Origin of the sequence: Dactylosporangium sp. NPDC049742, assembly GCF_040674675.1 — a bacterium.
GTDB classification, from domain to species: Bacteria; Actinomycetota; Actinomycetes; order Mycobacteriales; family Micromonosporaceae; genus Dactylosporangium; species Dactylosporangium maewongense.
The window spans coordinates 1-23508 of record NZ_JBFANF010000066.1 but is presented as its reverse complement, the minus strand read 5'-3'; the positions used below and the strand labels follow the sequence as shown (position 1 = coordinate 23508).

Genomic DNA, 23508 nt, shown 5'->3' with positions numbered 1-23508 from the left:
GGGAGGGTCGCAATCACCGCCGCAGTCGAGCACCGGCGCTACCGGGTCGCCGGCGGCCGTTGACCGGTCTGCGGAGGCACGGCCCGCGTGTCGTCGTCCGCCGCGGACGGTGCCGACGGCGGGCGGGCACGCTGGCCGACGGACTGGTCGCGGTACGCCGAAGACGCTTGCTGGCCGGCGGCGACCGGCGCGGCGGCGGGCCGCTGCTTTTCTGCCATCAGCCGCTCGGCGTCGCTCTGGCCGGCCGCGTACGCCTTCGGGAGTTCGGAGCGGCGGGCCGACTCTGTCTCCGCCCGGTCCAGCCATCGGTCCCAGCGCGCCTGCATCGGCTTCACCAGCCCGCCGCCGACGCCGACGATCAAGATGCCGGCCACAGTGGCGAGAACCGCGATCAGCACCGGGGTCGTGACAGTGGTCGCCACCCCGATCTGGTTGAGCGCGGCGATGACGCCGATACCGAGGATGAACACGAAGGCGATGTTCGCCACCGCGCGACCGTAGGAGAGTCCCCCCAATGCTGTAGACACGATGTCTTTCACCGCGGAGGCGATCGCCGCGGCGACCACGACGATCAGGATTGCGACAAAGAGCCGCGGCAGCCAGGCGATCACAGCCGTGATGAGCGTGGAAACCGCGTTCGGGCCCCAGATGTCGAACGCTATCCGCAGGGTGATCAGCAGCACCGCGTAGAAGACGAGCTGAGCGACGATGCCGGAGGCGTCGTAGCGGGACCGGGCAAGCGCCGTCTTGAGACCGCCGCGCTCCACGAGCCGGTCGAATCCCACACGCTCCAGCAACTTGTCGACCGCCGCGCGCAGCAGGCGAGCCACCAGATACCCGACGATCAGGACGACAATGAACGCGATCGCTCGGGGGAGGAAGGCAGCCGCGGACCGAAGCATGTTGCTGAGCGGGCTGCCGATGTCCACGCTCCGCACGGCAAGGTATTGGGACATCATGACTCCTCATTTGTGGACAGTGACTGGGCTAACCCGTATACCCGATCAATCACCCGAAAACCACAAATCACCACACCAGCCCGTCACCCGGAGCACCCGGAACCGCAGCACACATGATGTGTCGTGGTGATCACCGAGGGTCGGCGACGTTGTTCGCGGGGCCGTGTCGCCTTCGGCGGAGTGCCACCTGGCGCTGCACGAACCGTTGGACTCCACCAGCTGGCTGGCCTGCCTGGCCGGTCATCCCGGCCGACTGTCTGCACGTGGTGCAGCGCCCTCGGTGCGAATCCACCAGGCTGGTCGCCACGTGCGCCGGGCCTCGGCTGAGGCAGAACGCGTGCAAACCACCGATTGAGCGCGGAGCACGCTGCCGGGGCCTGGAGCAACCGTTGCCGGCCCAATACTCAAGGCCAAATACCTTGCCCGAATGAAGTGCCTATATAGCCATAAAATTGGGCGTTTATCGCAGATCATAAAAGATCTCAGCAATATGGACCGAATTGGGCTGGCGCCCACTCCGGATGTGGGGCATCGTGGGGCTTGTGGCACAGACACCGCACAAGACCGACCAGGAACTGAAGACTGCCGTAATCGAGGAACTGCAATACACCCCGAGCGTCGACGCATCCGGCGTCGAAGTGCAGGTCAGCGACGGAACGGTGACGTTGTCCGGCGAGGTCGCCAGCCTGCCGGAACGGCTCGCGGCGAAGCACGCCGCCATCCGGGTCGGCGGCGTCAAGAATGTCACGAACAAGACCAACGTCCGCGCCCCCACGGCCCAGGGCATGAACGACCAGGACATCGCCCAAGCCGCCCGGCAGGTCCTTGCATGGGCAGTCGACGTCCCGCCCAACGCGGTCACCGCCCATGTCTGCGACCGCAAGGTCACCCTCTCGGGTGAGGTGACATGGGAGTACCAGCGCAACGCCGCAGTGCGGGCGGTCATGTACCTCAAGGGCGTGACGCAGATCAGCAACGAGATCTCGCTCGAGTCGCAGCCGCCGACCGCCGACACCAAGGCAGCGGCCGAGGCCGCGATGCGACGCAACGCCATGCTGAACCCGCGGTGGATCACGATCGACCTCGACGGATCCGAACTGACGCTGCACGGCAGCGTCGGGTCGTGGTCGGAGCTGCGCGAGGCGGAGCGATCCGCCTGGAGTGCCGCCGGCGTGACCAGCGTTCGGAACGAACTGCACATCGCGTCCTGACCCGGCTGTGATCAACGGCTGCGAGCGCATCCGCGCCCGCGGCCGTTCGCTGTCTCTACGCGCCGACGCTGGTCTCAGCGGCGCGCTGTGGTCCTCTCGGTTCCCGTCCCGTCTCCGGACCGGTCTGCGGCGTGGACGGCACGGTGGCGCGATCGGGTGATCTCCGTCTCGGCCTCGGCGCGGTCGGCCCAGACGCCGTGCTCGGCGTCGATGGTCTTGCCCGGTTCGAGATCCTGGTAAATCTCGAAGAAGTGTTGGATCTCCAGCTTGTGGAACGTTTCCAGGTCGGGCAGGTCCACCAGGTAGGCCAGGCGCGGGTCGGCGATCGGGACGCAGAGCACCTTCGGGTCCGGGCCTTTCGGGTCGAGCATGCGGAACATGCCGAATGCCCGACAGCGGATCTGGCAGCCCGGAAAGGTCGGTTCCCGGACCAGCACGAGCGCATCGAGGGGTTCGGCGTCCTCGCCGAGCGTGTGCTCGATGAAGCCGTAGTCCTCCGGGTACTGGGTGGCGGTGAACAGGGTGCGGTCCAACCGGATCCGGCCGGTGCGGCGGTCCACCTCGTACTTGTTGCGCGTTCCCTTGGGACTCTCGACCGTCACGTCGAACTCCATACGCTCCGCCCTCGCATGCCTCTCCGCCACCGCCTCAACCGGGGAATCGTGCGGCGCTGCGGCCGGATCCGTTGACCATCGCTCGCCGCGACGGCGCTTCCGACGGTACAGCGGCCGGCACCTCCACTCCCCCGACAAACCCGTGACGCTGAGATCGCAGGGGTCGTCAGGAACGTCGACGAGGCATCCCGTCGTTCTCGTGCTGCAGGCGTAGAGTTGGCTCTGGGCACTCGAGACCCCGGTGACCGAAATGTGCACCGCCGACGGACCACGGTCGGCGCAGCGCGGACCGAGTCACGCCGACGCAAAGCGGCAGGTTTCCCATACCGGTCACCTCCCGGAGGCAGCCGCAGGTCGGGAGAGGGGCCAGTCATGTTCACCGCCGCCCAACGCGTCACCGTCGTTGCGCCAGGACCACCGACCCAGCCGCGGCTGTCGCTCACCGCCGTGCGGGCCACACGAGCCGTCCTCGACGGCGGGTGGTGGCCCCGCTCCAGGGACCCGGTGGCGGAACTGCCGGGGTTGATCCTGGCCCTGAACGAACGGTACGGACCGATCCGTCAACTGATGCTCAACAGCCACAGCTGGGATAGCCACTTCCGGCGCCTCGCGGTCGGCACCCGCGTGGTGCGGGCCGGGTGGTTCAGCACCGTCGACCCCGGCATGCTCATCGCCACCACCGAGCGCGGCGACCAGATCGACCTGCTCGTCGTGCCCCCCGAGGCCAACGCCGCCGCCGCAGCCATCGCCATGGCCACGGCCGCCGACCCGGCCAACCAACTGCACGCTCCGGCCATCCTCGCCGCGTCCCGCACCGCACCAGCCGCCGAACGCAATGAAGGCGTCGACCCCAGCACCGTTTGGGACAACGAAGGCGGCCACAGCGCCCGGGAGCCCTCGCGACGGCATGTCCCAGCCCAGCCGGCGAACGCCTCATGACCTGCGTTCGGAACCGCCGGTTCGGCCTGATCGAGGTTCCGCGGATGCTCGTCCCCAAGGAAGCTCGCCCCCGGCAAGATCGTCGTCACGGCCTGACGAGGGTCAGGTTGCGCTTGTGGTGCGTAGTGGTCGGCCGGCGTGGTGGAGGTGGTGGAGGGTCTGGGCGTAGGAGCGCAGCAGGGTGGTCTCGCAGTACGACACGTCGTGCTGCTGGCAGAACGACCGTACGAGGGGCTGGGCGCGGCGCAGGTTCGGCCGGGGCATGCCCGGGAACAGGTGGTGCTCGATCTGGTAGTTCAAGCCGCCGAGGGCGAGGTCGACGAGCCATCCGCCGGGTTCGCCGGCGGGGCCGTGGAGCATGACGAAAGTTGCCGCTGTGTCGTGCTCGGCGCTGCCGGTCAGGTCCCCGTGGTGGCCGGGGACGGTGGTCTGTGTGGCGCGGGCTGGGATCGCGGGGTCGGGAATGCCGGTCGCCGCCAGTCCAGTAGGACAGGTCGGCGCGCGAGGCGGGTTCGCCGGTTTCGGCGCGTCGGGCGTGGTCGGCTGCGGTGGCGAGTTCGGGGACCTGGTCTGCGGACACGGTGTGCAGCCGTGTGTCCTCCGCCGTGACGGCCGCGGTGATGCTCCAGATCTGGCGGGCCGACCGGTGTGCTCGTTGTTCTCGGTCATGCCGTCGGCTCGACCGAAGTGAGGAGGCCGACCCGGAGTCGGTTGAGGGACCCCCTCAACAGCCGGGAGACATGCATCTGCGAGATGCCGAGCTCGGCGGCGATGGCGGCCTGGGTCATCTCGTCGGAGAACCGCATGGCGAGGATGCGTCGCTCGCGCAGCGGCAGCGCCGCGACGAGCCGGCCGAGCTCCCCATGTGACAGCCGCTCATCGATGCGGGCAAAGCGTGGGTCGACACGGCCGATCAGATCGACAGGTTCGGTGCCGTCGTTGCCGGTGCAGGGCCCGTTGAGCGACTGCAGGCGGTACACCTGCGAGGCGATGATCGCGTCCGAGAGTACATCGACATCGACGCGCAGGTGTGCGGCGAGCTCGATGGCCGTCGGGGTGCGACCACGCAGTTGCTCGAGGTCGCCGGTCGCCTCTCGCACGCCGAGCACCAGTTCCTGCGTGGTGCGCGGGACACGCATGCCCCACGCGGTGTCCCGGAAATGCCGTTTGAGCGCGCCGACGATCGTCGGGACGGCGTAGCTGGCGAACGGTGCGAGCCGGTCCGGGTCGTAGCCGTCGACCGCTTTGACCAGTGCCAGCGCGGCGACCTGCGCGAGGTCGTCGGGGCGCTCGCCTCGGCCGGCGTAGCGCTGCGCCAGCCGGTTGGCCAGCGGCAGGTTCGCTTCGATCGCCCGTGCACGCAGCGGTTCCCGATCAGGATGACCGGCCGGTAGATTCCTGAGGGCACGGAGCAGCTGTTCCGTGGTCACCTCCCGGTCGGCCCGAAGACCTCTTTCTGCGGGAGCAGCAATGTGGACGGTCGGTGCCATGAGAAGAGCCATAGGGATCAACGCCCCCTTCGGGGTCAGGTCGCAGCGAGCGTTTGGGACGCTTCATCGCCGCGATGAGTGCGGTGGGGGTGACAGCGGCGAAGCCGACGCGGATGTTGCTGGCTCCGTAGGGACAGTCACAGGACACCGTCGTGGACGGGACCGCTGCAGGATCGACCAAGGCGTGCGTACGGCGGCGGACCAGCACGGCGTGCTCGCCGGGCATGAAGAGCTTGATGATGACCGGTCGCGGATCTGGGGTCAGGCCCAGGATCATGCCGCGACACCAAGACCGAGTCGCTCACGGCCGGGACCGTACGGGCTACGGTTCAGAGCCGCGGGTGGCTGCCGGTGTGGCGATGAGCCGGCCCGCGAGCACCTCGTACTGTGCAGCGCCCGCAGGCGAGCGCACGACTGGCCCACGAGGCCGGGACAGGCGAGCGGCCGTGGCGGGATCGATGAGGATCCGACGGATGGCGGTCGCCAAGGCGGCCGGGTTCCGATGCGGCACAAGCACTCCGCGCCCGTCACTGAGCGGTTCGACGGCGTGCGGGAAAGTGGTGGCGAGGACCAGGATGCTGCCGACGACCGTCTCGGTGAGCACGCCGGGGCCGAGAAACCCGTACCGGACAGCCATCTCGCACCTTCCGATCAGTGGACCGCCGACGGCGAAACGTCGGCTCACGCGGTCATGGCTCTCACTCGCCGGCGTGTGCGGCGGGCCGGTTGGGTCTCTTGGAAGGTCGAGGTTCGAACACGGACGGGCGACTACGCCCTGGCCGACGGGACCGGCTTTCCATTCGGTACCGCGGGCAGTTCCAATGGGTCCGAGCCGGCCGACGCAGACGGCGCGGCAGCGGTGGCCTCCCGCGCCAGGATGACAATTCATGCACATCGCACAAGAGACGACCTCGATCAGTGGAACGCGTCCATCAACGACGGACTGTCGGCCACCGGGGTCCGGAGCAGCGTCTTCACCCTACGCCTGTTCACCCGATCGCACACGACCCGGAGACGAGCGAGCACCTCCCCCACGCCGCCGTCCTGATCGCCTCGCGCTACTGGGCGCCGGCGACACGCTAGGTCTCGTCGTGCAACGAGTGCGCAACGCATGATGCAGGCGCATGTCCTCGGCTGTCACCTGGTGGCGGCCGATGAGTGTCAGCCTGGCGAGCAGGTCCGGATCGGCTGGATCGTCGATCCGTTCGACGGTGGCGGCGGCCCCGAGGGCGGCGAGCACGACGGTGGCATGGTGCAGGACCGCACCGCAGCTGACGATCATCAACCGACCCTCCGGGTCGGTGGCGGTCAACTGGCTGGAGCGATCCGCGTGCGGTTCGAGGGTGTTGCCGCGGATGCGCCAGCGCCACGGCTGGGAGTTCTCGATCGACGGGGCCAGACACGCCACGCGGGCCGCCTCGTACAACACATCCCCGGCCGACAACGACGCCTGCCGCTGCATCTCACTCATGGTTGTGTCTCCAGGCCCTCGCGTTGCGGGGTGTTGAGAACTTCCGGCATGGGCAGCACCATCCGATCTCATCGACGCCTGTACGGTCAGCGGAGGCGTATTGACCAACTGGTCGTTCGGGGGCCTCGTCAATTCGGCTACCGGCGCCCGCAGGTCCACGAGCCCCGTTGTCCCGGTCGCCGTCGACGGTGGTGATCGCGACCGGGGCGTGGCTCCGTCCCGGTTCAGGGTCATTGCGTTCTCGGGTAACCGCTGGTCACGGTGGTAATCAGGTCGTGTGAGCGGCGATTGGCCTGGCGGATGGCGCGGGCGATGTTGGTCGCGCCGGTGGTGCGGTGCCAGCCGATCGCGGTGTTACGCAGGGTGGCCATGACGGCCGGTCCGTTGCTGGTTCGGGCTTGGTGCAGGTCTTCACGGAACGTCACGTCACGGACGTGGTGGATCATGTTCCTCGATGTGCCAGTGCCTGCGGATCCAGGTCTGCAGGTCGCGGGGCAGGGCTTGACCGGTGGGTAGTGACACGGTCAGGTAGGCGGTTTCGCGGCTGGTCTTGCCAGCGACGATACGGGTGCGGGTGATCCGGACGGCCTGCTGCGCGTGTGGGAACGCGATGCCGCCGGGCGTGCGAACGGTGACGGCTTTGACGGTGCGGGTCTCGCGGCGGCCGTGACCGCGGTCGCGGGTGCGGTCCCCGACGGGAATCTGCGCCCAGGGCAGTCGTTTGAGCTGGTTGAACAGGGTCGGCTGGTTGGCTTTCACCTGGACCATGAGGTGTGCTTGGCGGGCGGTGACCTCGTCGGCGTGACGGGTCTGGGTGTGCAGGGTATCGGCGATGAACAGCACTCCGGCGAGGGTGCCGAGCACCGTCTCGACGGCGTCCAGCAGCGGCGCGAACGCGGGGATCTCGTTCGACTTCGCGTCCACGGCGACCTGGGCGAGCACGACGCCGGTGCCGGTGTCCAGCGCGGACAGCAGATGGACGTGACGGCCGTCCTCGCGGCGGGCGCCGCACAGCGCCTTGCCGTCCACCGCGATCACTCTGCGGTACCGGCGAACAGACCACGAACTCGGCGGGTCCGGTGGGTCGGTCCGGGCGTGCAGCCAGCCGGCCAGGACCCTCGACAGGATCTCGGCATCGAGCCGGATCAACAGCCGCCACACCGTCGTGCCGGCGGGCACGCCGCCGACGAAACCGAGGCGGGTACGGGCGTGTTCGTCGAGGTCATGGAGCCAGTCGGTGATCGCCGCGAACGTTGAGGCCCCTGCCATGACCGCGCACACCGCGACGGTGAGCACCGCGGACAGCGGGTACCGGATCCCGCGTGGGTCGCGCGGATCCGGAACCTTCGACAGCACCGCCAGCAGGCCGTTGCGCTCACCATCAGTGATCGGAGCGGGCGGAACGGCGGCGTGGGGTGTCGTGACGGTCAGTGCGGCAATGAGCGATGATGCCATCGGCGGGTGAGGTCCTCGGGGCTTCGTGTGGCGTAGAGAACTTCATGATCACCGACGTGATCCCACCCGCCCCCTTCGTCTCCAAAGAGGCCACCCACCCCGGCGAAACCCCAGCTCAAAGGCCCGCCCTCAGACTACAGAATCGCCCTGGTTCACCTCGCACGCCATCGGTTTTCCTCGGACCCACCGACACCCCTACCGCGCAACTGCGCCCCGTTTGTGCGGCTCGCGACGATCGGGGCGACCACGCCAGCGCCGATCCAATCCACGAGTCGAACCACGACCACAGAATGAGTCACCGTCCACACGCTTGAAGGAACGACTCTTCGTCGATATGGTCGAACGCATGCATCCCTGCTTCTTGCAGGGATGCATGGGTGGGGGTTCACATCCCCCCTTCGACACAAACCCCACGCGCAGACATTTTGCGCAAATGGGTCACTCTGGTGCGAGCGTGCATACCGCCTCGGTGCAGAGCATGACGATGCCCCGCTGGCGCAGGTGCTCGGCGAGCCGCAACCCGGATTGGTCGTCACCACATTCGGGAATTAGGCCTCGAAGCATCGTGATGATCCGATCTTCGCGGACATAGAGGTTCCTCGTCCGGTTGTGCCTCGGTCGTGCGCTCGTCTGCCCGTGACGGCAGCGATAGGCAGGCCGCCCATGCGACCAACACGACTCGAACGCACGACCGCAACGCCCGCACCGCAGGCGACCCGCCAGCTGATAGCAGTGGGCGACACCGCGCCCAGCTGAAGAGCCAGCGGCGAGCTGTTGCACCGCAACAAAGTCGGCTTCCGATACCAGCGGCGGATGCGCCACCTGCACCGACACCACCCATTGATCCGGACCCACCCAGCACTGCGTCCGGAACGGCCCCGGCAGCTGCGGCGGCGCGTACCGGGCCGGCTGCCGGTTCCACACCTGCCGGCCGGTGTACTTCGCGTTGCCGAGCATCGACCGCACCGTCGTCGTCGCCCAGCCGGCCGTCGCCCGATGCCGATATCGGGACCCCTCCGTCTCCGATGGACACGACACGCCCCGCTCGTTCAACGCCGCCGCGATCCCGGCCACGCTCCGACCAGCCAGCCGCTCCGCAAAGATCCACCGGACGATCGGAGATGTCACCGGATCCGGGTCCAGCCGCTGCAACCGCCGACCCCACATCGCATGCATCGGATTCGGGTGCGGACCGGCATCCACCAGGCGATAGCCGTACGGCGGGCGGCCGCCCAGAAACCTACGTTCGTCGCGGGTCTGCGCCTGCATCGCGCGCAAGGCACGCCACCGTGCCCGCAACACCTCGCGCCGCGACTGCGCCCCGAGCAGCATGATCAGCGCCTGGTGCGCGGCGTCGGCCAGGTCAAGCCGGCCGTGCACCTCGGGCAGCCACAGCTGCACGCCGTGCGCTTCGAACACGGGCACGAGGGTCAGCAGTTGGTTGCCACAGAAGGCCCGCTCGTACTCCCCCACCACTACTGCGTCGAACCCGCGGTCCGGGTCGGCGATGGCGTCCAACAGGGCGGATGCCTGCGGCCTATTCCGCCAGGACTGCCGCCGGCTGCGGGAGACGTCGAAGAACTCCGCCACGATCCCGCCATGCCCGTCGATCAGATCTTCGGCCACATCACGCTGCCACCGACGCGACGACTCCCGCTCCTGAAAGTCCGCCGTCGACACCCGTCCGTAGAACGCGAACCGTAGCCCTTCCGCGGGTGCCACCAGTGATCCCGGCGCCGTCACCTGGCCGATCCACGCCGACAGCAGATCACCGCCCGTCCGCCCCACGACGACGTCCATCGCGATCCTCGCTCTACGGGAAGCCGATGACTTCATTGACGCCCGGCCCTACCTACACCGACGCACATCGAGTCCGATCTGAAGCGCGGTCTGCCGTCGCCATCCCAGCAAGGTCTGGCCGATCCATCCGCCGTCGGGGCAGCCGGGTGGGATGGCGAAGACCGCGGAACGCACGATGCACGTCCGCGCGACCGGTGTGCACGACGCGGTCACTGGACCGTCGACCGCGTCGACGGCGCTCGCGCCGTAGTTCACGACGGCGCCGCGCGGCGAGGGCGCGTCGGCGGAGACGGCGGCCGGCAGCACCAGGATCGGCGGCGTGCGGTCCGCCACCGCCACCGCGAAGCTGCCGTGCTGCGCCGGTAGTTGCGACGAACGCTGGTGGACATCGTCCCGCCCCGGCTTCCACGGCGCCATCAGATACTCGTCGAGTACCAACAGCGCAATGTTGGCCAGCAGCGGCAACAGGATGCCACCCCTATGTAAACCCGCCACTATCGATCCCCCAGGTCGTTATCGAAGTGGGCCCCGGATCGTCCGGCGATGCGACGATCCGGGGCCCACATGGCTCTCGTGCGGTCAGCCGATCACGGGCACGGCGACTTTCCGCCGTAGTTCAGTGGGCCGGACACGAACCCGATGAAGTTTGTCGTGCCCAGGTTCGAGCCGTAGGAGCCGGCCTTGCCGTCACGAAGCAGGGACATGTCCGCGTGCCGGCCGAGGCCCGGCACGCCGTGGGGTTGCTCGACGGAGACCGTGTCCTGGTGGTGGCGCGTCCCGACCTCGACGCCGTGATCGTCTATCCGATGCCAGCCGACTCCGCGCAGGGCCTTGAACGTGGTCTCCGGACGAACCGCAGGCGAGCGCCCGAGCCGCTGCGGCCCGGAGCGACCAGGTGGCAGCACCGCCCTGCGGCAGGTGGGAGGGGCGCCGACCGCGCGGCTCGCGGGCATCGACCACCGTACAAAGCACAATAATCTGCGCATGTACCTCACGACAGGCGGGCCCATAGCGTCCGGTCGGGCGGCGGCGACCGGGGCCGGCGCAGGCCGGCGTGCCGGGCGCTGCGTCCGCGTTCTGGCCGCCGCTGTGGCCTGCACACTGATCGCCGCGTGCGGCGGACCTGCCCGGCCGACGCAACCGCCGCCCGACCCGACGATCCCGGCGCCGGCCCGCGAGTCGTCCCCGGCCGCCGCGGGCGACACGTCCCCGCCGGCACCGCCGAGCCCGTCCACGGCCGCCGCGGCTCAGCTCCCGCCGGGATTCGTCTCGCTGCCCGACATCGATCCCAGCATCCTGACCGACATCCGTTACGCCACCGCCCACAACTTCGTCGGCCGGCCGATCACCGGCTACCAGCGGCCACGCTGCCTGCTCACCCGCCAGGCCGCCGAGGCGCTGCACCGGGTGCAGACAACCGCGCTCAGCAAGGGGTACAGCCTCAAGGTGTACGACTGCTACCGGCCCCAGCAGGGCGTCGACGACTTCGTGCACTGGGCGACGACAGCCGACCAGCGGATGAAGGCGGAGTTCTACCCCGAGGTCGACAAGTCCGTGCTGTTCGACGACGGATACATCGGCGGGCCCACCGCGCACAGCCGGGGCAGCACGATGGACCTGACACTGGTCGCCACCCCCTCGCGCGCGGAACCCTCCTACCGGACGGGCGAACCGCTCCTGCCCTGCACCGCGCCGGCGGCGCAGCGGTTTCCCGACAACAGCATCGACATGGGAACCGGCTTCGACTGCTTCGACCCACTCGCACACACGATCACCGCGGGCCTGAGCGGCTTGGCGAGGAACAACCGGGCGCTGCTCACCGGCCTGATGGCACAAGGCGGGTTCACCAACTACCCGAAGGAATGGTGGCACTACACGCTCGACAACGAGCCGTATCCAAGCACATATTTTGACTTCCCGGTGGCGTAGCGACACCCTCGCACCGGCGAGGAGCATCCATGCCCGTTCGCCGACCGACCGGTCGCCGCGTGCACCACGTGGATCCGCTGCGGAGTGGCCGGAGGGCGGGGATGATCGAGCCGTGGAGGTACTGAGCAGCCGCATTCTGCTGCGCCCGGCCGATTCGGGCGCAGCCGGAGCTTCTACCGCGACATCCTCGGCCTGGCGAGCTACCGTGAATTCGGACCGGCCGAGCACCCGGGCGTGGTCTTCTTCCTCGGCCAGGGGCTCCTCGAAGTGTCCGGTTCGCACGATGAGCCCGGCGGACCGCTGCGGTTGTGGCTGCAGGTCCGTGACGTCCGGGCCGAGTACGAGCGCCTGCGGGCCGCGGGGGTGACGGTCCTCCGGGATCCCCGGCGGGAGTCGTGGGGGCTGGTCGAGGTGTGGATCGAGGACCCGGACCGCGTGCCGATCGTGCTCGTCGAGGTCCCTGCCGACCACCCGCTGCGGCGCGACCCGCGATGAACGTCGGCGCCGGCGCTCCGGACGGCCGCAGCACCGCAACGCGAGCCACCGCTGCCGCTGCCGCCACCTGCCGGCGCAGCTGATCGGCTCAGCTGCGGCCGGCTCCGGACGACCGCGCGTCGCGACGCTCCTCCTCCCGCCCGACCCAGGCGGCGCACTCCTCGATCGCGTCCACGAGCAGCGCGCGCAGCAGGCGGTCCCGATGCGGCGTGCAGGTCGCGGCGACCCCTTCCACCGCCGAGCGGACGGCGTGCGGCGCGACCCGCCGGCGGAAGGCCGCCGCCGATGCCGCAGGCACGCCATGGGTGAACTTCCCGGCCCACCGGGTGGCCCTGGGGGCCTGCGCCAGCGCCTCCTGAGAGCGCTTCTCCAGCGTGTCCGGCGACCGCCCGTCGAGAACGGCGAGCATGTGATCACAGGCCAGCACGGAGACCGCCATGGCGCACTGCCGCTCCGCGGCCACGACCGGCAGCGCCGCCGTCGCCAGCCGGAGCGCGATCCGCGCGTCGACACGCAGGTCGGCACTGACCAACCCGATCACCGACGGGACCAGGCCGGCCAGCTGCTGACGGCCGGCATCGGAGGTGTTGTCGTTGACGAGACGGGCCACCCCGGCGAGCAACGGGTGGGTGCAGACCGGATGGTCGCTCCACCGCCCACCGGCCAGAAACGACGCCAGTTCCATGAAGCAGGCACCCTTGCCCGGATGGCGATGCTTGCCTCGCGACAACATCGGAACCGCGTCCGGCGCCCGGACATCCTTCATCAGCACGGAACACCTCCTGGCCGACACCACCGCCGACACCACCGTGGCCGACACCATCCCCTGTTCTCTTCCCCGCGCCCCGCGCCAGTAACTCGGCGTGTTCGACTCATCTACCAGTCTTGCGCGCTCCTTCCGTGCTCGGCCCGGCATGCACACTGAGATGATGCCGGAGCGCCTGATCGCCATGTGGCAACGACTGTGCGACGTCGCGCGACGATGCCGCCCCGCCGGCGCCGCGCGACGTCGCGATCACACTCACCCTGCTCACCAGCGCCGAGTGGGCGGTCAACTCCGCACCACTGAGACAGACCACGCTGCCGCCCCTGAAGCCGGTGTCGCCGCAGGCGGTGGCCGAGATCCGGGCCGGGCGCCCGGCCCGCTACCCGGTCGGCGGCATCGACCTCTCCAGCCACGACCACCGGCGCTTCACCGTGCACTGGCGTACCGAAGTGGCCGCGGGGAGCCAGTTCGTCTATGTCAAGCCCACGGAGGGCACAACGTACATGAACCCGCACTTCGTCGCCGACTACGCGGCCGCCCGGGCCGTCGGCCGGTACGTCGGCGCCTACGTCTACGCCCCGCCCCGATCGCGGCAACCCCGTCGGTCAGGCCGAGCACTTCCTGCGCCACGCCGGATTCACTCGTGACGCGCAGACCCTGGTGCCGTTCGTCGACCTGGAATGGCCCTACGCCGGCATACGCATCGACGACTGCTACAACCTGAACCCGCAACAGATGCGCGCCTGGATCCGTACGTTCATCGACCGGATCCAAGCCGGGATCGACCGGAAACCGATGATCTACACCAACACGTACTGTTGGAATCCGTGCACGGACGGTTCCGCTTCGACGAGGGATACCTCCACGTGGAGGTTGACCCGGACGACGGCACGGTCGAGGTTTCCTTCGATCCGCGGCAACGGCCGCCGCTTCGCCATTGGGTGTCGGATTCGGTGCCAAGCCGAACGGATCAGCACTATGCCGGTCTGCTCGGCATGACCTCCGCCTGGCGGTGGGTGCTCCGCAATCAGCAGGGATATGAGGATGTGGTTCCCCTCGTAACGTGGAGGCCAGGACTTGAGGGATTGAGGTTCATGGCTGAGACGAGACGCCGATTCGATCCGGAGTTCCGCGCGGGCGCGGTCCGGATCGTGCGGGGCGGCCACCGGTATGGCACCCGAGCCCGCCGCCGCCGGCCGCGTGCCGGTGCACGCAGGCTCCGGCGAACCGCACCCGGTGTGTCGGGTGGCGACCGCGGCGAGCAGACCGCCCTGGACGACCGCGCACGACGCGCCACCCGTGGTCAGTCCCAACAGCAGGACCGCGGTCAGATCCACAGCCCGGGGCCCGTCGCTGCGGCAGATCCGAGCGTGGTCAGCCGTGCAGCCCGTCCAGCACCGCTCGGCACATCTCCGCACACCGCGACGTCGCCTGCGAGCACAGCCGGCAGTGCTCGTGGTGGTGAGCATGCGCGCCACACAGCTCGGCGCTGTGCTCGCAGGCCGTCACACACGCCTCCAGCAGCGGACCCAGCGACGCGGCATCTGCGCCGCGACTGACCACCCGGCGGGCCGCCGCCACCACGTCCGCGCAGTTGAGATCCTGGATGATCGCGTCTCGGAGCCCCCGCACGTCGTCCTCGGCGACCATGGCGGCGGCGCAGGCGGTGACCGCCTCGTCGCACGCCGCCATCGCGTCGATCACGGCCGCCAGCCGCTCGCTGCTCACCTGCGGACGAACACGCACGGCAACGGTGTCGAGCAGATCCCTGGTCTGCGACATGGCAACCCTCCCGATGTCAGATTCGACGACCACCCGCACCTACCACGGCAGCGACGCCTCAAACCCGCTCCACGACAGCCATTACGACGTGCATCTGCACACGAACCGCCGGCTGACCAGCCATCAACCGCAGCCAGCGACGCGGCAAGGTACCACGAACGCCTTCCGCCCCGACATGGCAAGGCCGCCGACCACCGATCCACGGCCTCACGGCGCACTTCGTGTCCGGCCAGGCACAAGCACATGCAGCCCGTTGACCTGTGCGGCTCGTAAATTGGGTTTGGCTTACGCTGCCTGCGAGTATTCGTTGATCAGCCCGTCCAGGACCGGGCGTCGTCGGACCCGCGCAGCGCCGAGATCGGCGACCGGCGGTGGTGGATTCGGCGGTTGCTGGTCCAGTGACTGGTGTGGGCGGTGGCGGTTGTAGTGCTCGGTGTACTCGGTCAGCACCCTCAAGAGATGCCGTTCGCCAGCGATCAGGATCCGGTCGGTGCATTCCCGGCAGACGGTGCCGACCCAGCGCTCTACGAAGGCGTTCGCCTTCGGTGCCTGTGGCGGTGTGCGCAGCACGTCGATACCCGCGGCGGTGAAGACCACGTCGAACGCGGCGGTGAACTTCGTGTCTCGGGCTCGTAGCAGGAAGCGCAGCCTGCTGGCGTGCTGGTCGAGGTTCATGAGCAGATTCCGGGCCTGTTGCGTGACCCAGTCGCCGGTCGGGTGGGCGGTGACCCCGGCGATGTGGACCTGTCGGGTGGCGAGTTCGATGAAGAACAGTACATAGATCCGTTGCAGCAGCATGGTGTCGACGGTGAAGAAGTCGCACGCCACGATCGTGTGGGCCTGGGCGGTCAGGAACTGCTGCCAGGTGGGTCCGGTCCGGCGTGGTGCCGGGTCGACGCCGGCCCGGTGCAGGATCCTCCAGACCGTGCTGGCCGCGATCCGGTAACCCAGACGCGCCAGCTCACCCTGCACGCGGCGATGACCCCGGGCCGGGTTCTCCGCGGCCAGACGCAGCACCAGATCACGGAGCTCCCGGTCGACTGGCGGCCGGCCGGGACGCGCATGCGGATACGTCCAGTGCCGGGCGATCAGCTGCCGATGCCAGCGCAACAGCGTGGCCGGAGTGACGAAGAACGCCGACCACTGCCGTCGGGGCAGGAACCGGGACAACACCGCCAGCACCACCCGATCCGCGGGCTGCAGGTCGGGTCGACGCACCTGCCGACGCAGTACCGCCACCTGATGTCGCAACACGAGCAATTCGACGTCCTTCGCGCCGCCGTCGCGGGCGAGTTGCGTGAGCATCTGCAAGATCTGACGTAGGAGCGGTACACCAGCGAGGCTGCCACGCCCTGAATCATCCCGCTACCGGTAGCTGAGCCACAGACGAATCCGCACGTCACAGCCACCGAACCGAATTTACGAGCTGCACACGCTGACCGACCTGCTCACCGAACGCATCTGGCAGCCCATCGGCGCCGAACACACCGCCACCTGGAACCTCGACCAGCCGGACGGCGTCGAGAAGGCGTTCTGCTGCATCAACGCCGCCACCCGCGACTTCGCCCGCATCGGCCAACTCGTCCTCGACAACGGCAGAGCCGGCGACCAACAGGTCATCCCCACCGCCTGGATCACCCGCATCGCCACCCCGGCCGCGCACGAGATCGGCGCGTGGGGCTACTCCGGCCAGTGGTGGCACCCGCCGGGCGGTATCGGCACCGACTACTCGGCCGTCGGTATCCACGGCCATACATCTACGTCAACCCGGCCACCCACACCGTGATCGTCGAACTCAGCGACTACGGCACCGAACAGGATGAACAGGAAACCGTCGACGTCTTCCGCGCACTGTCCCGGCCCTGATCTCCGCGAGACGATGGAGAGGTCCGGGCTCAGCGTCGCAGCGTGGTCTCGTGCTGCAGGCGTGACAGCTTCTGGGGGTTGCGTACCGAGTACAGCCCGGTGATGATGCCTTCGTCGATGCGTACGGCCAAGACGGTGTCGATGTCGCCGTCGAGCCGCAGGATCAGTGCCGGGTAGCCGTTGACGTGGGCCAGCTGCGGCGACCGCGCGACCAGGTTGGCCAGCCCGGCGGCGAGCACGCCGCCCACCGCGTCGGCCCCGACGATGGGCGTCAGGGCGGCCTGGGCGACGCCGCCGCCGTCGCCGAGGAAGACGACGTCCGGGGCAAGGATGTCGAGCAGGCTCTGGAGCTCGCCGGTCTCGACCGCCCGCTGGAACGCCTCGAGCGCGCTGCGGGTCTCGGCCGCGGACACGACCCCGCGCGGCCGGCGCGCGGCGACATGTGACCGCGCCCGGTAGGCGAGCTGACGGACAGCGGCCGGGCTCTTGTCGACCGCCTCGGCGATCTCCTCGTACCCCAGGTCGAACACCTCGCGCAGCACGAACACCGCCCGCTCGATCGGTACGAGCGTCTCCAGGACCAGCAGCATCGCCATCGAGACGCTGTCGGCCAGCTCGACGTCCGCGGCGACGTCGGGCGCCGTCAACAGCGGCTCGGGCAGCCAGGGGCCGACATAGGACTCCTTGCGGCGCCCGAGCGCCCGCAACCGATCCAGGGACTGGCGGGTCGTGATCCGGACCAGATACGCCCGCTGATCCCGTACCGTCGCCAGGTCGACGCCCGCCCAGCGCAGCCAGGTCTCCTGCAGGACGTCTTCGGCGTCGGCGGCCGAGCCGAGCATCTCGTAGGCGACGGTGAACAGCAGGTTGCGGTGCGCGACAAACGCCTCGGTGGCGTCCTGGTGCCTGTCGGGGGTGCTCTGCGTCGTGTCGTCCATGGGTGACTCCTGGTTGCGCTCAACTCGGTCGCCCACCAGACGCCGGATCCCGCCGTTGCGTAACACCAGCAACGTAGTGGTTCACGTCACGTGTGCGCCGCCGTTATGCGGATCGCGACGCCGCCGTCTTGTGGTCGTTCGAGACAGCACCACGAGGAGGACGACGTCATGGAGCCCCGTTTCAACCTGAACGACAACGCGCTCGGCGCGAAGATCGGCAAGCGGTTTGCGAACACCAGCCTGGCGATCCTGCAGTCGTCGCTGCCGAAGGCCACGATCGAGCTGGTGGAGCTGCGCGCCAGCCAGATCAACGGCTGCGGCTACTGCACCGACGCGCACACCAAGGAGCTCGCGGCGGCGGGCGAGCCCGCGGTCCGGATCAACCTGGTCGCCGCCTGGCGCGAGTCCACCGTGTACACCGAGGCCGAGCAGGCCGCGCTCGCGCTCGCCGAGGAGGGCACCCGCCTCGCCGACGCCCACCGCGGCGTGTCCGACGACACCTGGGCCCAGGTCCGCAAACACTACGACGACGACCAGATCGCCGCGCTGGTGTACCTGGTCGCCATGATCAACGCTGCCAACCGGCTCGGCGTGATCCTCCACCTGAAGGGCGGCGCCTACCAGCACGGCACGTTCGACACCGCCTCGGCCTGACCGCCACGCGGAGCCCGGCCCAGGATCACGCGATCCGGGCCGGGCCCGCCCAGGTCCGCGCGGGCCCGGTCGGCTATACCAAACCCCCCGCTCGTCGACCCACGCCAACTCGGCCGCCAGCGCCGGCGGCTCCTTGCCCTACTGCCGAATGACCGATCGGTCGGGACGCAGCTGGGCGAGCGCCTGGTGCCATCGCACCAGCAGCTCCGGCGGCCAGTCCCGGCAACTGCCGGGCACGCCGTTCACGAGGTCGGACTCACGCTCACTGTCGACGGCAACAATTTCCGGCTTGGCTGGTTCAGCGGTGAGCTGCCGCCGGCCCGCTGCCGTGAGCCGCGGGTCGTGGTGGGTGGACGGGAGCTGCGCGATGAGTCGCGGCCGAAGGTCCAGAGCCGTCTGCGATCTGAAGGCGGCGTCGGCGTTGCCGGCGTTGTTCGGGTCGAATGCGAGGTTCGGGATCCCTCCACTCGCCGTCCCTTGTTCGGCACATCGTGCCGCCGCGCCAGGTTCCGCCCTCGGTCGGCACCTGATCGACGGTTGGGCCGATGTAGCAGTCGTCGCCGCCAGTGGTGTGGGCTGGTAAGCCGACGCCGTGCACTCCGCCGCCCGGGCGGCCCGCACCGATGCTCGCGAACGTGCCCGGCGTCGGCACCCCACCGGCGGGCGCCCGCGACAACGTCGGCTTCCTGGAGGCAGTTCTCACCACCGCGACCTCCGCGCCGTGCGCCGTCCCGACCCGCGTCTACGGCACCTGGTACTCCGGCGGCGGCCGGATGACGTCGGCCGCCGCCTGCGCCCGGCCGCCTTCCCCGGCAACGGCACCACCACCCAGGAGATCGGCGCCAACACCCTGATGTGGCAGTTCTTCCAGCGCCTCACCCTGCCCGCCTCACAGCGGAGCATCGTCGGGCTGCTGGCGCACACCGCCGGTTCTCCGCACTGGACTGCCCGGCGCCTCGTCCCGGGAAGCCGCGTTTTCGCAGGTGGACGGTGGTGCAACGTCCCACCGTCCCAGGTGTGCGCCACGGGCTGGTCCGCGGCCGCGCCGCCGTGCCATGATCCCTGCCGCCGGGCCATGCAGGGAAAATCCGGTCCGGACCAAAGCGCCAGTTGGCGCCACGCCCCGCCATCTCCGCACTGCCGTCTTACGCGCCGTCACTATTCGTGACAACCCGCCGATCTGGGCTCATCGGCGGGACGGCGACGGACGGTGAGCACGGGCGTGGTCCGGCAACTGTCCACCGACACGTGGAGCTACCCAATGACCGATGCCGTACCCGACGAAATCGATCCAACCGTCCAACCGCCCGTGGCCGTACCGTATCTGCTGGTCATGCCCGGCGGCGATGGACGGCCGCAGCCGGTCGCCTGGCCCGGCACCGCCGAGGGGCAGACGACGTGGGCGATTCCGGTGACGATTCCCGCGGGAACCCCGGGATTCGCCGTGTTCGTGCCGCTGGTCCCGGGCGCGGCGGTCAAGCCTGTCGAGGGCATGACCGCCGCGCCCGTTGAGCCCGAGCCAGTCACGCCCGTTGTGGCCACAGCCGCCGCGCCTGTTGAGGAGCTGCCGGACGACGAGCTCGAAGAGGCCGAGGAACAAGAGGACGAGGAGGAGGAGGCTGTCGCACCGCCGCTGGTGCAGCACCAGTCGGGAACACGGCCCTTCGCGCCGCCGTCTGGCGCGCCCTTCCCGCCGCATCCTGCGGTGCCCCCGTTCCGGCCCTATCAGACCGTTCCGCGGGTCATGGGGCCGCCGCGACCGCTGCCGCCCGGGTTCCTGAAAGCACGTTGGCCCGGGCCGGAGCCCGCGAGCGGCTGGCGCGTACCGGTCGCCGTGCTCGCCGGCGGACTCGCCGCCGCGATCGTCCTGCCCGGCACGCGGGTCGGCATCGGCTGGCTCCTCGGCGGGTTCGCGCTCGTCGCCGCCGTCATCGCCGGCATCTGGCCGGCCGCCGCAGCGCTGCCGAAGGCCGACCGTGCGATGCGGGCTGTCTGGGCCGGCTCCGCGGTCGTCCTGCTGTCGGTGCTGGCGTTCCGCAACGCCTGGTGGCTCGTCACGTTCTGTGTGCTGGGCGCGCTCGGCTGCGCCGCCCTGGCCATCGTCGGCGGCCAACGCGTCCGCTCCATACTGTTCAGCCTCGTGGCGGCGCCGTTCGCGGCCTTGCGCGGCATCCCGTGGGTGGCCAAGCACCTCAGCGCCACCGGCGACCGGCAGGGCAAGCCCCGCCACACCCAGCGCGTCGTCTGGTCGGTCGTCATCACGGTCCTGTTCGTGCTGGTCTTCGGCGCGCTGCTCTCCTCCGCCGACGCCGCGTTCTCGCAGGTACTGTCCGCCGTCGTGCCGACGGTCAGCGTCGGCCGCGTGTTCCTGTTCATCCTGTGCGCGCTGATCGCCGTCGCGGCCGTCTACACCGTCGCCGCGCCGCCGGACCTGTCCACCATCGACAAGCCGGGCACCGCGCGGCTGCGCCGCCTGGAGTGGGGGCTGCCGATCGGGGCGCTGGTCCTGCTGTACAGCGGATTCGTCGTCGTGCAGGCCACCGTCCTGTTCGGCGGCCAGCACCACGTGCTGCAGACCGCCGGCCTCAGCTACGCCGAATACGCCCGCAGCGGCTTCTGGCAGCTGGCGACCGTCACCGTACTGACGATCGCCGTGCTGGGCGGCGTGACCCGCTGGGCCAGCCGCGAGGACCGGGTCGACCGCATCCTGCTGCGCACGCTGCTCGGCCTGCTCTCGTCGCTGAGCATCGTGATCGTGGTGTCGGCACTGTCCCGCATGTACACCTACCAGAAGGTCTACAGCTTCACCGGCGAGCGCATCTTCGTGATGGCGTTCGAGCTGCTCCTCGGCACCGTGTTCATCATGATCATGGTGGCCGGCATCCGGTGGCGCGGCGCCTGGATCCCGTCGACGACCGTCGGTCTCGCGGTCGTCATGCTGCTCACCCTCGCGGTGCTCAACCCGGAGGACTACGCGGCCCGCCGCAACATCGCGCGCTACCAGGAGACCGACAAGATCGACGCCTGGTACCTGCGCGCCCTGTCCTCCGACGCCACCCCGGCCCTGTCGACCCTCCCGGACTCGGTCCGCCGCTGCGTGCTGAGCTGGATCGTCGACGACCTGGACGAGCCGGACCCGTGGTACGGCTGGAACCTCGGCCGCGAAAACGCCCGCGACGCCCTGGACCGCGTGGGCTCGTCCGGCATCGGCGGCTCGAGCGACTGCCAACGGGCCGACCAGTTCGACCTGCCGAAGACACGCTGACGCGCCGCCCCCGGGCCGCCCCAGCACGGCGGCGGCCCGGTCCGGGCCGTTCGGCTGCGTTCAGACCGTGCGGGTCGCCTTCGCGAGGTTCGCCTCCAGCTCGGCCTTCGTCTGCTTGACGACATACGCCGGCCGGTCGCGCTCGACGCGCCACGACTCGCTCAGCGGGCTGACGTCGACCGTGTCGAAGCCGATCCGGTCGTAGAGGTCCCTGGCGAAGTCGGCCGCGTCGGGATGGTCCGAGGACACCACCAGGGCGCGCCGGCCCGGCGTGCCGGACGGGGAACCGTCGGTCGTGATGTCGGCGGCGCCGATGTGGTTGAAGGCCTTGACCACGGCACCGTGACGACCACGACGTCGCCGGCTGCTCCAGCCTCCTGCGCGGTCGCCGCCCGGGCGGCCGGGCCGAGATCCTCGACGAGCGCCGACAGCGTCTCCGGCCCCCGCGAGTTCGCGATCACCACGCGGTAGCCGGTCTCGCTGCCCGAGTTGTCCGTCCACTCCAGGTCGACCGCCTTGGAGGTCAGGTCCCAGTCCTGAAGCGCCAGGATCGTCGGGGCGACGACCGGCGCCGGCACGTTGTAGGGCCGGCACCCGCGCAGGGTGTTGGTGCTGCCGTACGAGCGGTTGATCGCGTACGCGCAGAACGAGTGGTCGCCCGTCGCCATGTTCGCCGGCAGGGTCAGGTCGTAGCCGTGCGCCGCGCCGTACTCGGCGGGCAGGTCGGGCCGGTTCCCGTTTCGCGGTGAAGGCACCGACGTACACGCCGCTGTCGTACAGGTGCACGTCGGTCGGGGTCCGCGGCTCGTCCGGGTCGACCGACCAGCCCCACACGCGCAGCTTGTCGCCGGTCCGCGTCACGCCGTCCAGCGCGCCGAACGGCTCGTGCTTCACGGTGTACTGCCGGCACCCCAGCTGCGTGTTGACGCTGCCCGCGCCGACGTTGAGGGCGTAGACGCAGATCGTGTGCGCCCGTCCCCCCGCTCCGGGATCCGGATCGTGTACCCGTGTGCGGTGCCGTACTCCGGGTACCCGGCCGGCGGCACGGCCAGCGGACCGTCGGCCCGGGCCGAACCGGTGAAGGCGCCGTCCTGGTACACGTGCAGATCCAGCGCGCCGGTCGTGTCGCCGTCGACCGCCCAGCCCTTCAGGACCAGGTCGGTCCCGGACCGGTCGAACTGGTCGACCGCGACGACCGGGTCGACCGCGACGGCGTGCGCGATGCAGCCGATGTCGGCGCTCCCGACGATCGGGCCCGTGTTGTGCGCGACGGCGCACACCCGGTCTCCGGCCCGCGCCGGCACCGTCCCGGTGAAGCCCCCACTCGTACCGGTGGTCACCGTGCCGACGAAGGCGCCGACGACCAGGACACTGATCGTCACCGGACGCCGGTCCGGGTGGGTGGCCCACCCGACGACCCTCACCCCGGCGGGCACCCGGGTCGCCCCGGTCAGCGCGCCTGACGGGTCGATCGGCTCGGGCGGGTCCTCGCACTTCGGCGGCGGGTCGGGGACGTTGCAGTTCAGCGCCGCATGTGCCGGGACCGCCGGCACCACCAGCCCCGCGCCGAGGGCCAGCAGCAGCGCCGCGACGGCGGCGTGCAGAAATTGTCGCAAAATGATGGTCCTCGAAGTCTCGGACGCACACTGCAGCTTGCGCCGCCAGCGTGGCCGCCTCCGGTTTCAGCACCCGTGCATTTCACGTGCAAACCCGTCGATGCCGCGCTCGAGACGGACGGTGACCGGATGCCCCCGTTTCGCATCCGGTCACCGTCGCCGGGGGGCCCGGCCCCCCGACCCCCCAACCTGCCGGCCCCCCCCCAGGCGGTCTGTAAACACCGCCGGGCGGGCGCCCGCAGACGCGGCCCCGGTGGG

At 69.8% G+C, this 23508-nt stretch carries 25 protein-coding genes and 4 pseudogenes; 10 read left to right on the top strand and 19 right to left on the bottom strand.

Features of this window, described 5'->3' with window-relative positions; all coding sequences use genetic code 11:
- Positions 1-38: 38 nt before the first annotated feature.
- Complete coding sequence (locus tag AB0J72_RS47795) at positions 39-956, bottom strand: hypothetical protein (protein WP_363412540.1); 918 nt, start codon at positions 954-956, stop codon at positions 39-41.
- Positions 957-1501: 545 nt separating this feature from the next.
- Between AB0J72_RS47795 and AB0J72_RS47790 the strand changes: the two genes are divergently transcribed.
- Positions 1502-2170, top strand: coding sequence for a BON domain-containing protein (locus AB0J72_RS47790; protein ID WP_360559737.1), 669 nt, complete (start codon positions 1502-1504; stop codon positions 2168-2170).
- Between the two features lie 74 nt (positions 2171-2244).
- On the opposite strand, the gene AB0J72_RS47785 is transcribed toward AB0J72_RS47790, so the two are convergent.
- On the bottom strand, positions 2245-2784 hold the full coding sequence (locus tag AB0J72_RS47785) for an inorganic diphosphatase (RefSeq protein WP_363412469.1): 540 nt from the start codon (positions 2782-2784) through the stop codon (positions 2245-2247).
- A gap of 372 nt (positions 2785-3156) precedes the next feature.
- Between AB0J72_RS47785 and AB0J72_RS47780 the strand changes: the two genes are divergently transcribed.
- A complete protein-coding gene (locus AB0J72_RS47780) occupies positions 3157-3723 on the top strand; it encodes a DUF5994 family protein (RefSeq protein WP_360559736.1) in 567 nt (188 codons plus the stop codon).
- Positions 3724-3825: 102 nt separating this feature from the next.
- Here the strand turns inward: AB0J72_RS47780 and AB0J72_RS47775 are convergent, their stop codons facing one another.
- From AB0J72_RS47775 to AB0J72_RS47735, 9 genes and pseudogenes are all read right to left on the bottom strand, one after another.
- Positions 3826-4392, bottom strand: a complete 567-nt coding sequence (locus AB0J72_RS47775) for a fatty acid desaturase (protein WP_363412466.1) — start codon at positions 4390-4392, stop codon at positions 3826-3828.
- On the bottom strand, positions 4389-5213 hold the full coding sequence (locus AB0J72_RS47770; protein ID WP_363412464.1) for a sigma-70 family RNA polymerase sigma factor: 825 nt from the start codon (positions 5211-5213) through the stop codon (positions 4389-4391). The genes AB0J72_RS47775 and AB0J72_RS47770 overlap by 4 nt, the downstream gene beginning before the upstream one ends.
- Before the next feature lie 322 nt (positions 5214-5535).
- Positions 5536-5850 (bottom strand): hypothetical protein, encoded by a 315-nt coding sequence (locus tag AB0J72_RS47765; protein ID WP_360559734.1) that lies wholly within the window; start codon positions 5848-5850, stop codon positions 5536-5538.
- A 510-nt stretch (positions 5851-6360) separates the two neighbouring features.
- Positions 6361-6684, bottom strand: a pseudogene (locus AB0J72_RS47760) (nitroreductase); the annotation flags it as partial.
- 230 nt (positions 6685-6914) lie between these two features.
- Positions 6915-7130, bottom strand: coding sequence for a hypothetical protein (locus AB0J72_RS47755; protein WP_363412462.1), 216 nt, complete (start codon positions 7128-7130; stop codon positions 6915-6917).
- Complete coding sequence (locus AB0J72_RS47750; RefSeq protein ID WP_363412460.1) at positions 7111-8139, bottom strand: ISAs1 family transposase; 1029 nt, start codon at positions 8137-8139, stop codon at positions 7111-7113. The genes AB0J72_RS47755 and AB0J72_RS47750 overlap by 20 nt, the downstream gene beginning before the upstream one ends.
- 438 nt (positions 8140-8577) lie before the next feature.
- Positions 8578-9939: a recombinase family protein gene (locus tag AB0J72_RS47745; RefSeq protein ID WP_363412458.1), complete on the bottom strand. Its 1362-nt coding sequence runs from the start codon at positions 9937-9939 to the stop codon at positions 8578-8580.
- Between the two features lie 48 nt (positions 9940-9987).
- Positions 9988-10404: a hypothetical protein gene (locus tag AB0J72_RS47740; RefSeq protein ID WP_363412548.1), complete on the bottom strand. Its 417-nt coding sequence runs from the start codon at positions 10402-10404 to the stop codon at positions 9988-9990.
- 122 nt (positions 10405-10526) lie between these two features.
- Positions 10527-10892, bottom strand: a complete 366-nt coding sequence (locus tag AB0J72_RS47735; RefSeq protein ID WP_363412456.1) for a hypothetical protein — start codon at positions 10890-10892, stop codon at positions 10527-10529.
- A 136-nt stretch (positions 10893-11028) separates the two neighbouring features.
- On the opposite strand from AB0J72_RS47735, the gene AB0J72_RS47730 reads away from it, so the two are divergent.
- Positions 11029-11868, top strand: coding sequence for a M15 family metallopeptidase (locus tag AB0J72_RS47730; protein WP_363412454.1), 840 nt, complete (start codon positions 11029-11031; stop codon positions 11866-11868).
- 183 nt (positions 11869-12051) lie between these two features.
- Positions 12052-12363 carry a VOC family protein gene (locus tag AB0J72_RS47725; protein WP_363412538.1) on the top strand — a complete coding sequence of 104 codons (312 nt, stop codon included), beginning with the start codon at positions 12052-12054 and terminating at the stop codon, positions 12361-12363.
- 88 nt (positions 12364-12451) lie between these two features.
- Here the strand turns inward: AB0J72_RS47725 and AB0J72_RS47720 are convergent, their stop codons facing one another.
- A complete protein-coding gene (locus AB0J72_RS47720; protein WP_363412452.1) occupies positions 12452-13186 on the bottom strand; it encodes a hypothetical protein in 735 nt (244 codons plus the stop codon).
- A 275-nt stretch (positions 13187-13461) separates the two neighbouring features.
- Between AB0J72_RS47720 and AB0J72_RS47715 the strand changes: the two genes are divergently transcribed.
- From AB0J72_RS47715 to AB0J72_RS47705, 3 genes and pseudogenes are all read left to right on the top strand, one after another.
- On the top strand, positions 13462-13776 hold the full coding sequence (locus AB0J72_RS47715) for a GH25 family lysozyme (protein ID WP_363412450.1): 315 nt from the start codon (positions 13462-13464) through the stop codon (positions 13774-13776).
- Positions 13751-13939, top strand: a pseudogene (locus AB0J72_RS47710) (GH25 family lysozyme); the annotation flags it as partial. The gene AB0J72_RS47715 and the pseudogene AB0J72_RS47710, both read left to right, overlap by 26 nt.
- A 17-nt stretch (positions 13940-13956) precedes the next feature.
- Positions 13957-14124, top strand: a pseudogene (locus AB0J72_RS47705) (hypothetical protein); the annotation flags it as partial.
- Positions 14125-14503: 379 nt separating this feature from the next.
- On the opposite strand, the gene AB0J72_RS47700 reads toward AB0J72_RS47705, so the two are convergent.
- The 4 genes from AB0J72_RS47700 to AB0J72_RS47685 form a co-directional block, all read right to left on the bottom strand.
- On the bottom strand, positions 14504-14950 hold the full coding sequence (locus tag AB0J72_RS47700; RefSeq protein WP_363412546.1) for a four-helix bundle copper-binding protein: 447 nt from the start codon (positions 14948-14950) through the stop codon (positions 14504-14506).
- 246 nt (positions 14951-15196) lie between these two features.
- Positions 15197-16216 (bottom strand): integrase core domain-containing protein, encoded by a 1020-nt coding sequence (locus AB0J72_RS47695; RefSeq protein ID WP_363412448.1) that lies wholly within the window; start codon positions 16214-16216, stop codon positions 15197-15199.
- 94 nt (positions 16217-16310) lie between these two features.
- Positions 16311-16658, bottom strand: coding sequence for a hypothetical protein (locus tag AB0J72_RS47690; protein WP_363412446.1), 348 nt, complete (start codon positions 16656-16658; stop codon positions 16311-16313).
- Between the two features lie 148 nt (positions 16659-16806).
- Positions 16807-17715 carry an RNA polymerase sigma-70 factor gene (locus AB0J72_RS47685; RefSeq protein ID WP_363412444.1) on the bottom strand — a complete coding sequence of 303 codons (909 nt, stop codon included), beginning with the start codon at positions 17713-17715 and terminating at the stop codon, positions 16807-16809.
- A gap of 168 nt (positions 17716-17883) precedes the next feature.
- Between AB0J72_RS47685 and AB0J72_RS47680 the strand changes: the two genes are divergently transcribed.
- From AB0J72_RS47680 to AB0J72_RS47670, 3 genes are all read left to right on the top strand, one after another.
- Positions 17884-18369: a carboxymuconolactone decarboxylase family protein gene (locus AB0J72_RS47680; protein ID WP_363412442.1), complete on the top strand. Its 486-nt coding sequence runs from the start codon at positions 17884-17886 to the stop codon at positions 18367-18369.
- A gap of 623 nt (positions 18370-18992) precedes the next feature.
- Positions 18993-19223 carry a hypothetical protein gene (locus AB0J72_RS47675; RefSeq protein WP_363412440.1) on the top strand — a complete coding sequence of 77 codons (231 nt, stop codon included), beginning with the start codon at positions 18993-18995 and terminating at the stop codon, positions 19221-19223.
- A 455-nt stretch (positions 19224-19678) separates the two neighbouring features.
- Positions 19679-21634, top strand: coding sequence for a DUF4173 domain-containing protein (locus AB0J72_RS47670; RefSeq protein ID WP_363412438.1), 1956 nt, complete (start codon positions 19679-19681; stop codon positions 21632-21634).
- A gap of 60 nt (positions 21635-21694) precedes the next feature.
- Here the strand turns inward: AB0J72_RS47670 and AB0J72_RS47665 are convergent, their stop codons facing one another.
- The 3 genes and pseudogenes from AB0J72_RS47665 to AB0J72_RS47655 all read right to left on the bottom strand — a co-directional run bounded on the left by AB0J72_RS47665 (position 21695) and on the right by AB0J72_RS47655 (position 23250).
- Entirely contained in the window at positions 21695-21970 is a 276-nt protein-coding gene (locus AB0J72_RS47665) for a hypothetical protein (protein ID WP_363412544.1), read from the bottom strand.
- A 53-nt stretch (positions 21971-22023) separates the two neighbouring features.
- A pseudogene (locus tag AB0J72_RS47660) lies at positions 22024-22095 on the bottom strand (NADP oxidoreductase); the annotation flags it as partial.
- 429 nt (positions 22096-22524) lie between these two features.
- Positions 22525-23250, bottom strand: coding sequence for a hypothetical protein (locus AB0J72_RS47655; protein ID WP_363412436.1), 726 nt, complete (start codon positions 23248-23250; stop codon positions 22525-22527).
- Between the last annotated feature and the right edge of the window lie 258 nt (positions 23251-23508).

What these genes read in the sequence shown, in the direction of transcription:
- AB0J72_RS47685 (WP_363412444.1), bottom strand. Translation starts at nt 17,715, where the DNA reads ATGGACGACACGACGCAGAGCACCCCCGACAGGCACCAGGACGCCACC.
- AB0J72_RS47675 (WP_363412440.1), top strand. Translation starts at nt 18,993, where the DNA reads ATGCTCGCGAACGTGCCCGGCGTCGGCACCCCACCGGCGGGCGCCCGC.
- AB0J72_RS47745 (WP_363412458.1), bottom strand. Translation starts at nt 9,939, where the DNA reads ATGGACGTCGTCGTGGGGCGGACGGGCGGTGATCTGCTGTCGGCGTGG.
- AB0J72_RS47785 (WP_363412469.1), bottom strand. Translation starts at nt 2,784, where the DNA reads ATGGAGTTCGACGTGACGGTCGAGAGTCCCAAGGGAACGCGCAACAAG.
- AB0J72_RS47775 (WP_363412466.1), bottom strand. Translation starts at nt 4,392, where the DNA reads ATGACCGAGAACAACGAGCACACCGGTCGGCCCGCCAGATCTGGAGCA.
- AB0J72_RS47680 (WP_363412442.1), top strand. Translation starts at nt 17,884, where the DNA reads ATGGAGCCCCGTTTCAACCTGAACGACAACGCGCTCGGCGCGAAGATC.
- AB0J72_RS47750 (WP_363412460.1), bottom strand. Translation starts at nt 8,139, where the DNA reads ATGGCATCATCGCTCATTGCCGCACTGACCGTCACGACACCCCACGCC.
- AB0J72_RS47765 (WP_360559734.1), bottom strand. Translation starts at nt 5,850, where the DNA reads ATGGCTGTCCGGTACGGGTTTCTCGGCCCCGGCGTGCTCACCGAGACG.
- AB0J72_RS47780 (WP_360559736.1), top strand. Translation starts at nt 3,157, where the DNA reads ATGTTCACCGCCGCCCAACGCGTCACCGTCGTTGCGCCAGGACCACCG.
- AB0J72_RS47695 (WP_363412448.1), bottom strand. Translation starts at nt 16,216, where the DNA reads ATGCTCACGCAACTCGCCCGCGACGGCGGCGCGAAGGACGTCGAATTG.
- AB0J72_RS47735 (WP_363412456.1), bottom strand. Translation starts at nt 10,892, where the DNA reads ATGCCCGCGAGCCGCGCGGTCGGCGCCCCTCCCACCTGCCGCAGGGCG.
- AB0J72_RS47770 (WP_363412464.1), bottom strand. Translation starts at nt 5,213, where the DNA reads ATGGCACCGACCGTCCACATTGCTGCTCCCGCAGAAAGAGGTCTTCGG.
- AB0J72_RS47720 (WP_363412452.1), bottom strand. Translation starts at nt 13,186, where the DNA reads ATGGTGTCGGCCACGGTGGTGTCGGCGGTGGTGTCGGCCAGGAGGTGT.
- AB0J72_RS47795 (WP_363412540.1), bottom strand. Translation starts at nt 956, where the DNA reads ATGTCCCAATACCTTGCCGTGCGGAGCGTGGACATCGGCAGCCCGCTC.
- AB0J72_RS47755 (WP_363412462.1), bottom strand. Translation starts at nt 7,130, where the DNA reads ATGATCCACCACGTCCGTGACGTGACGTTCCGTGAAGACCTGCACCAA.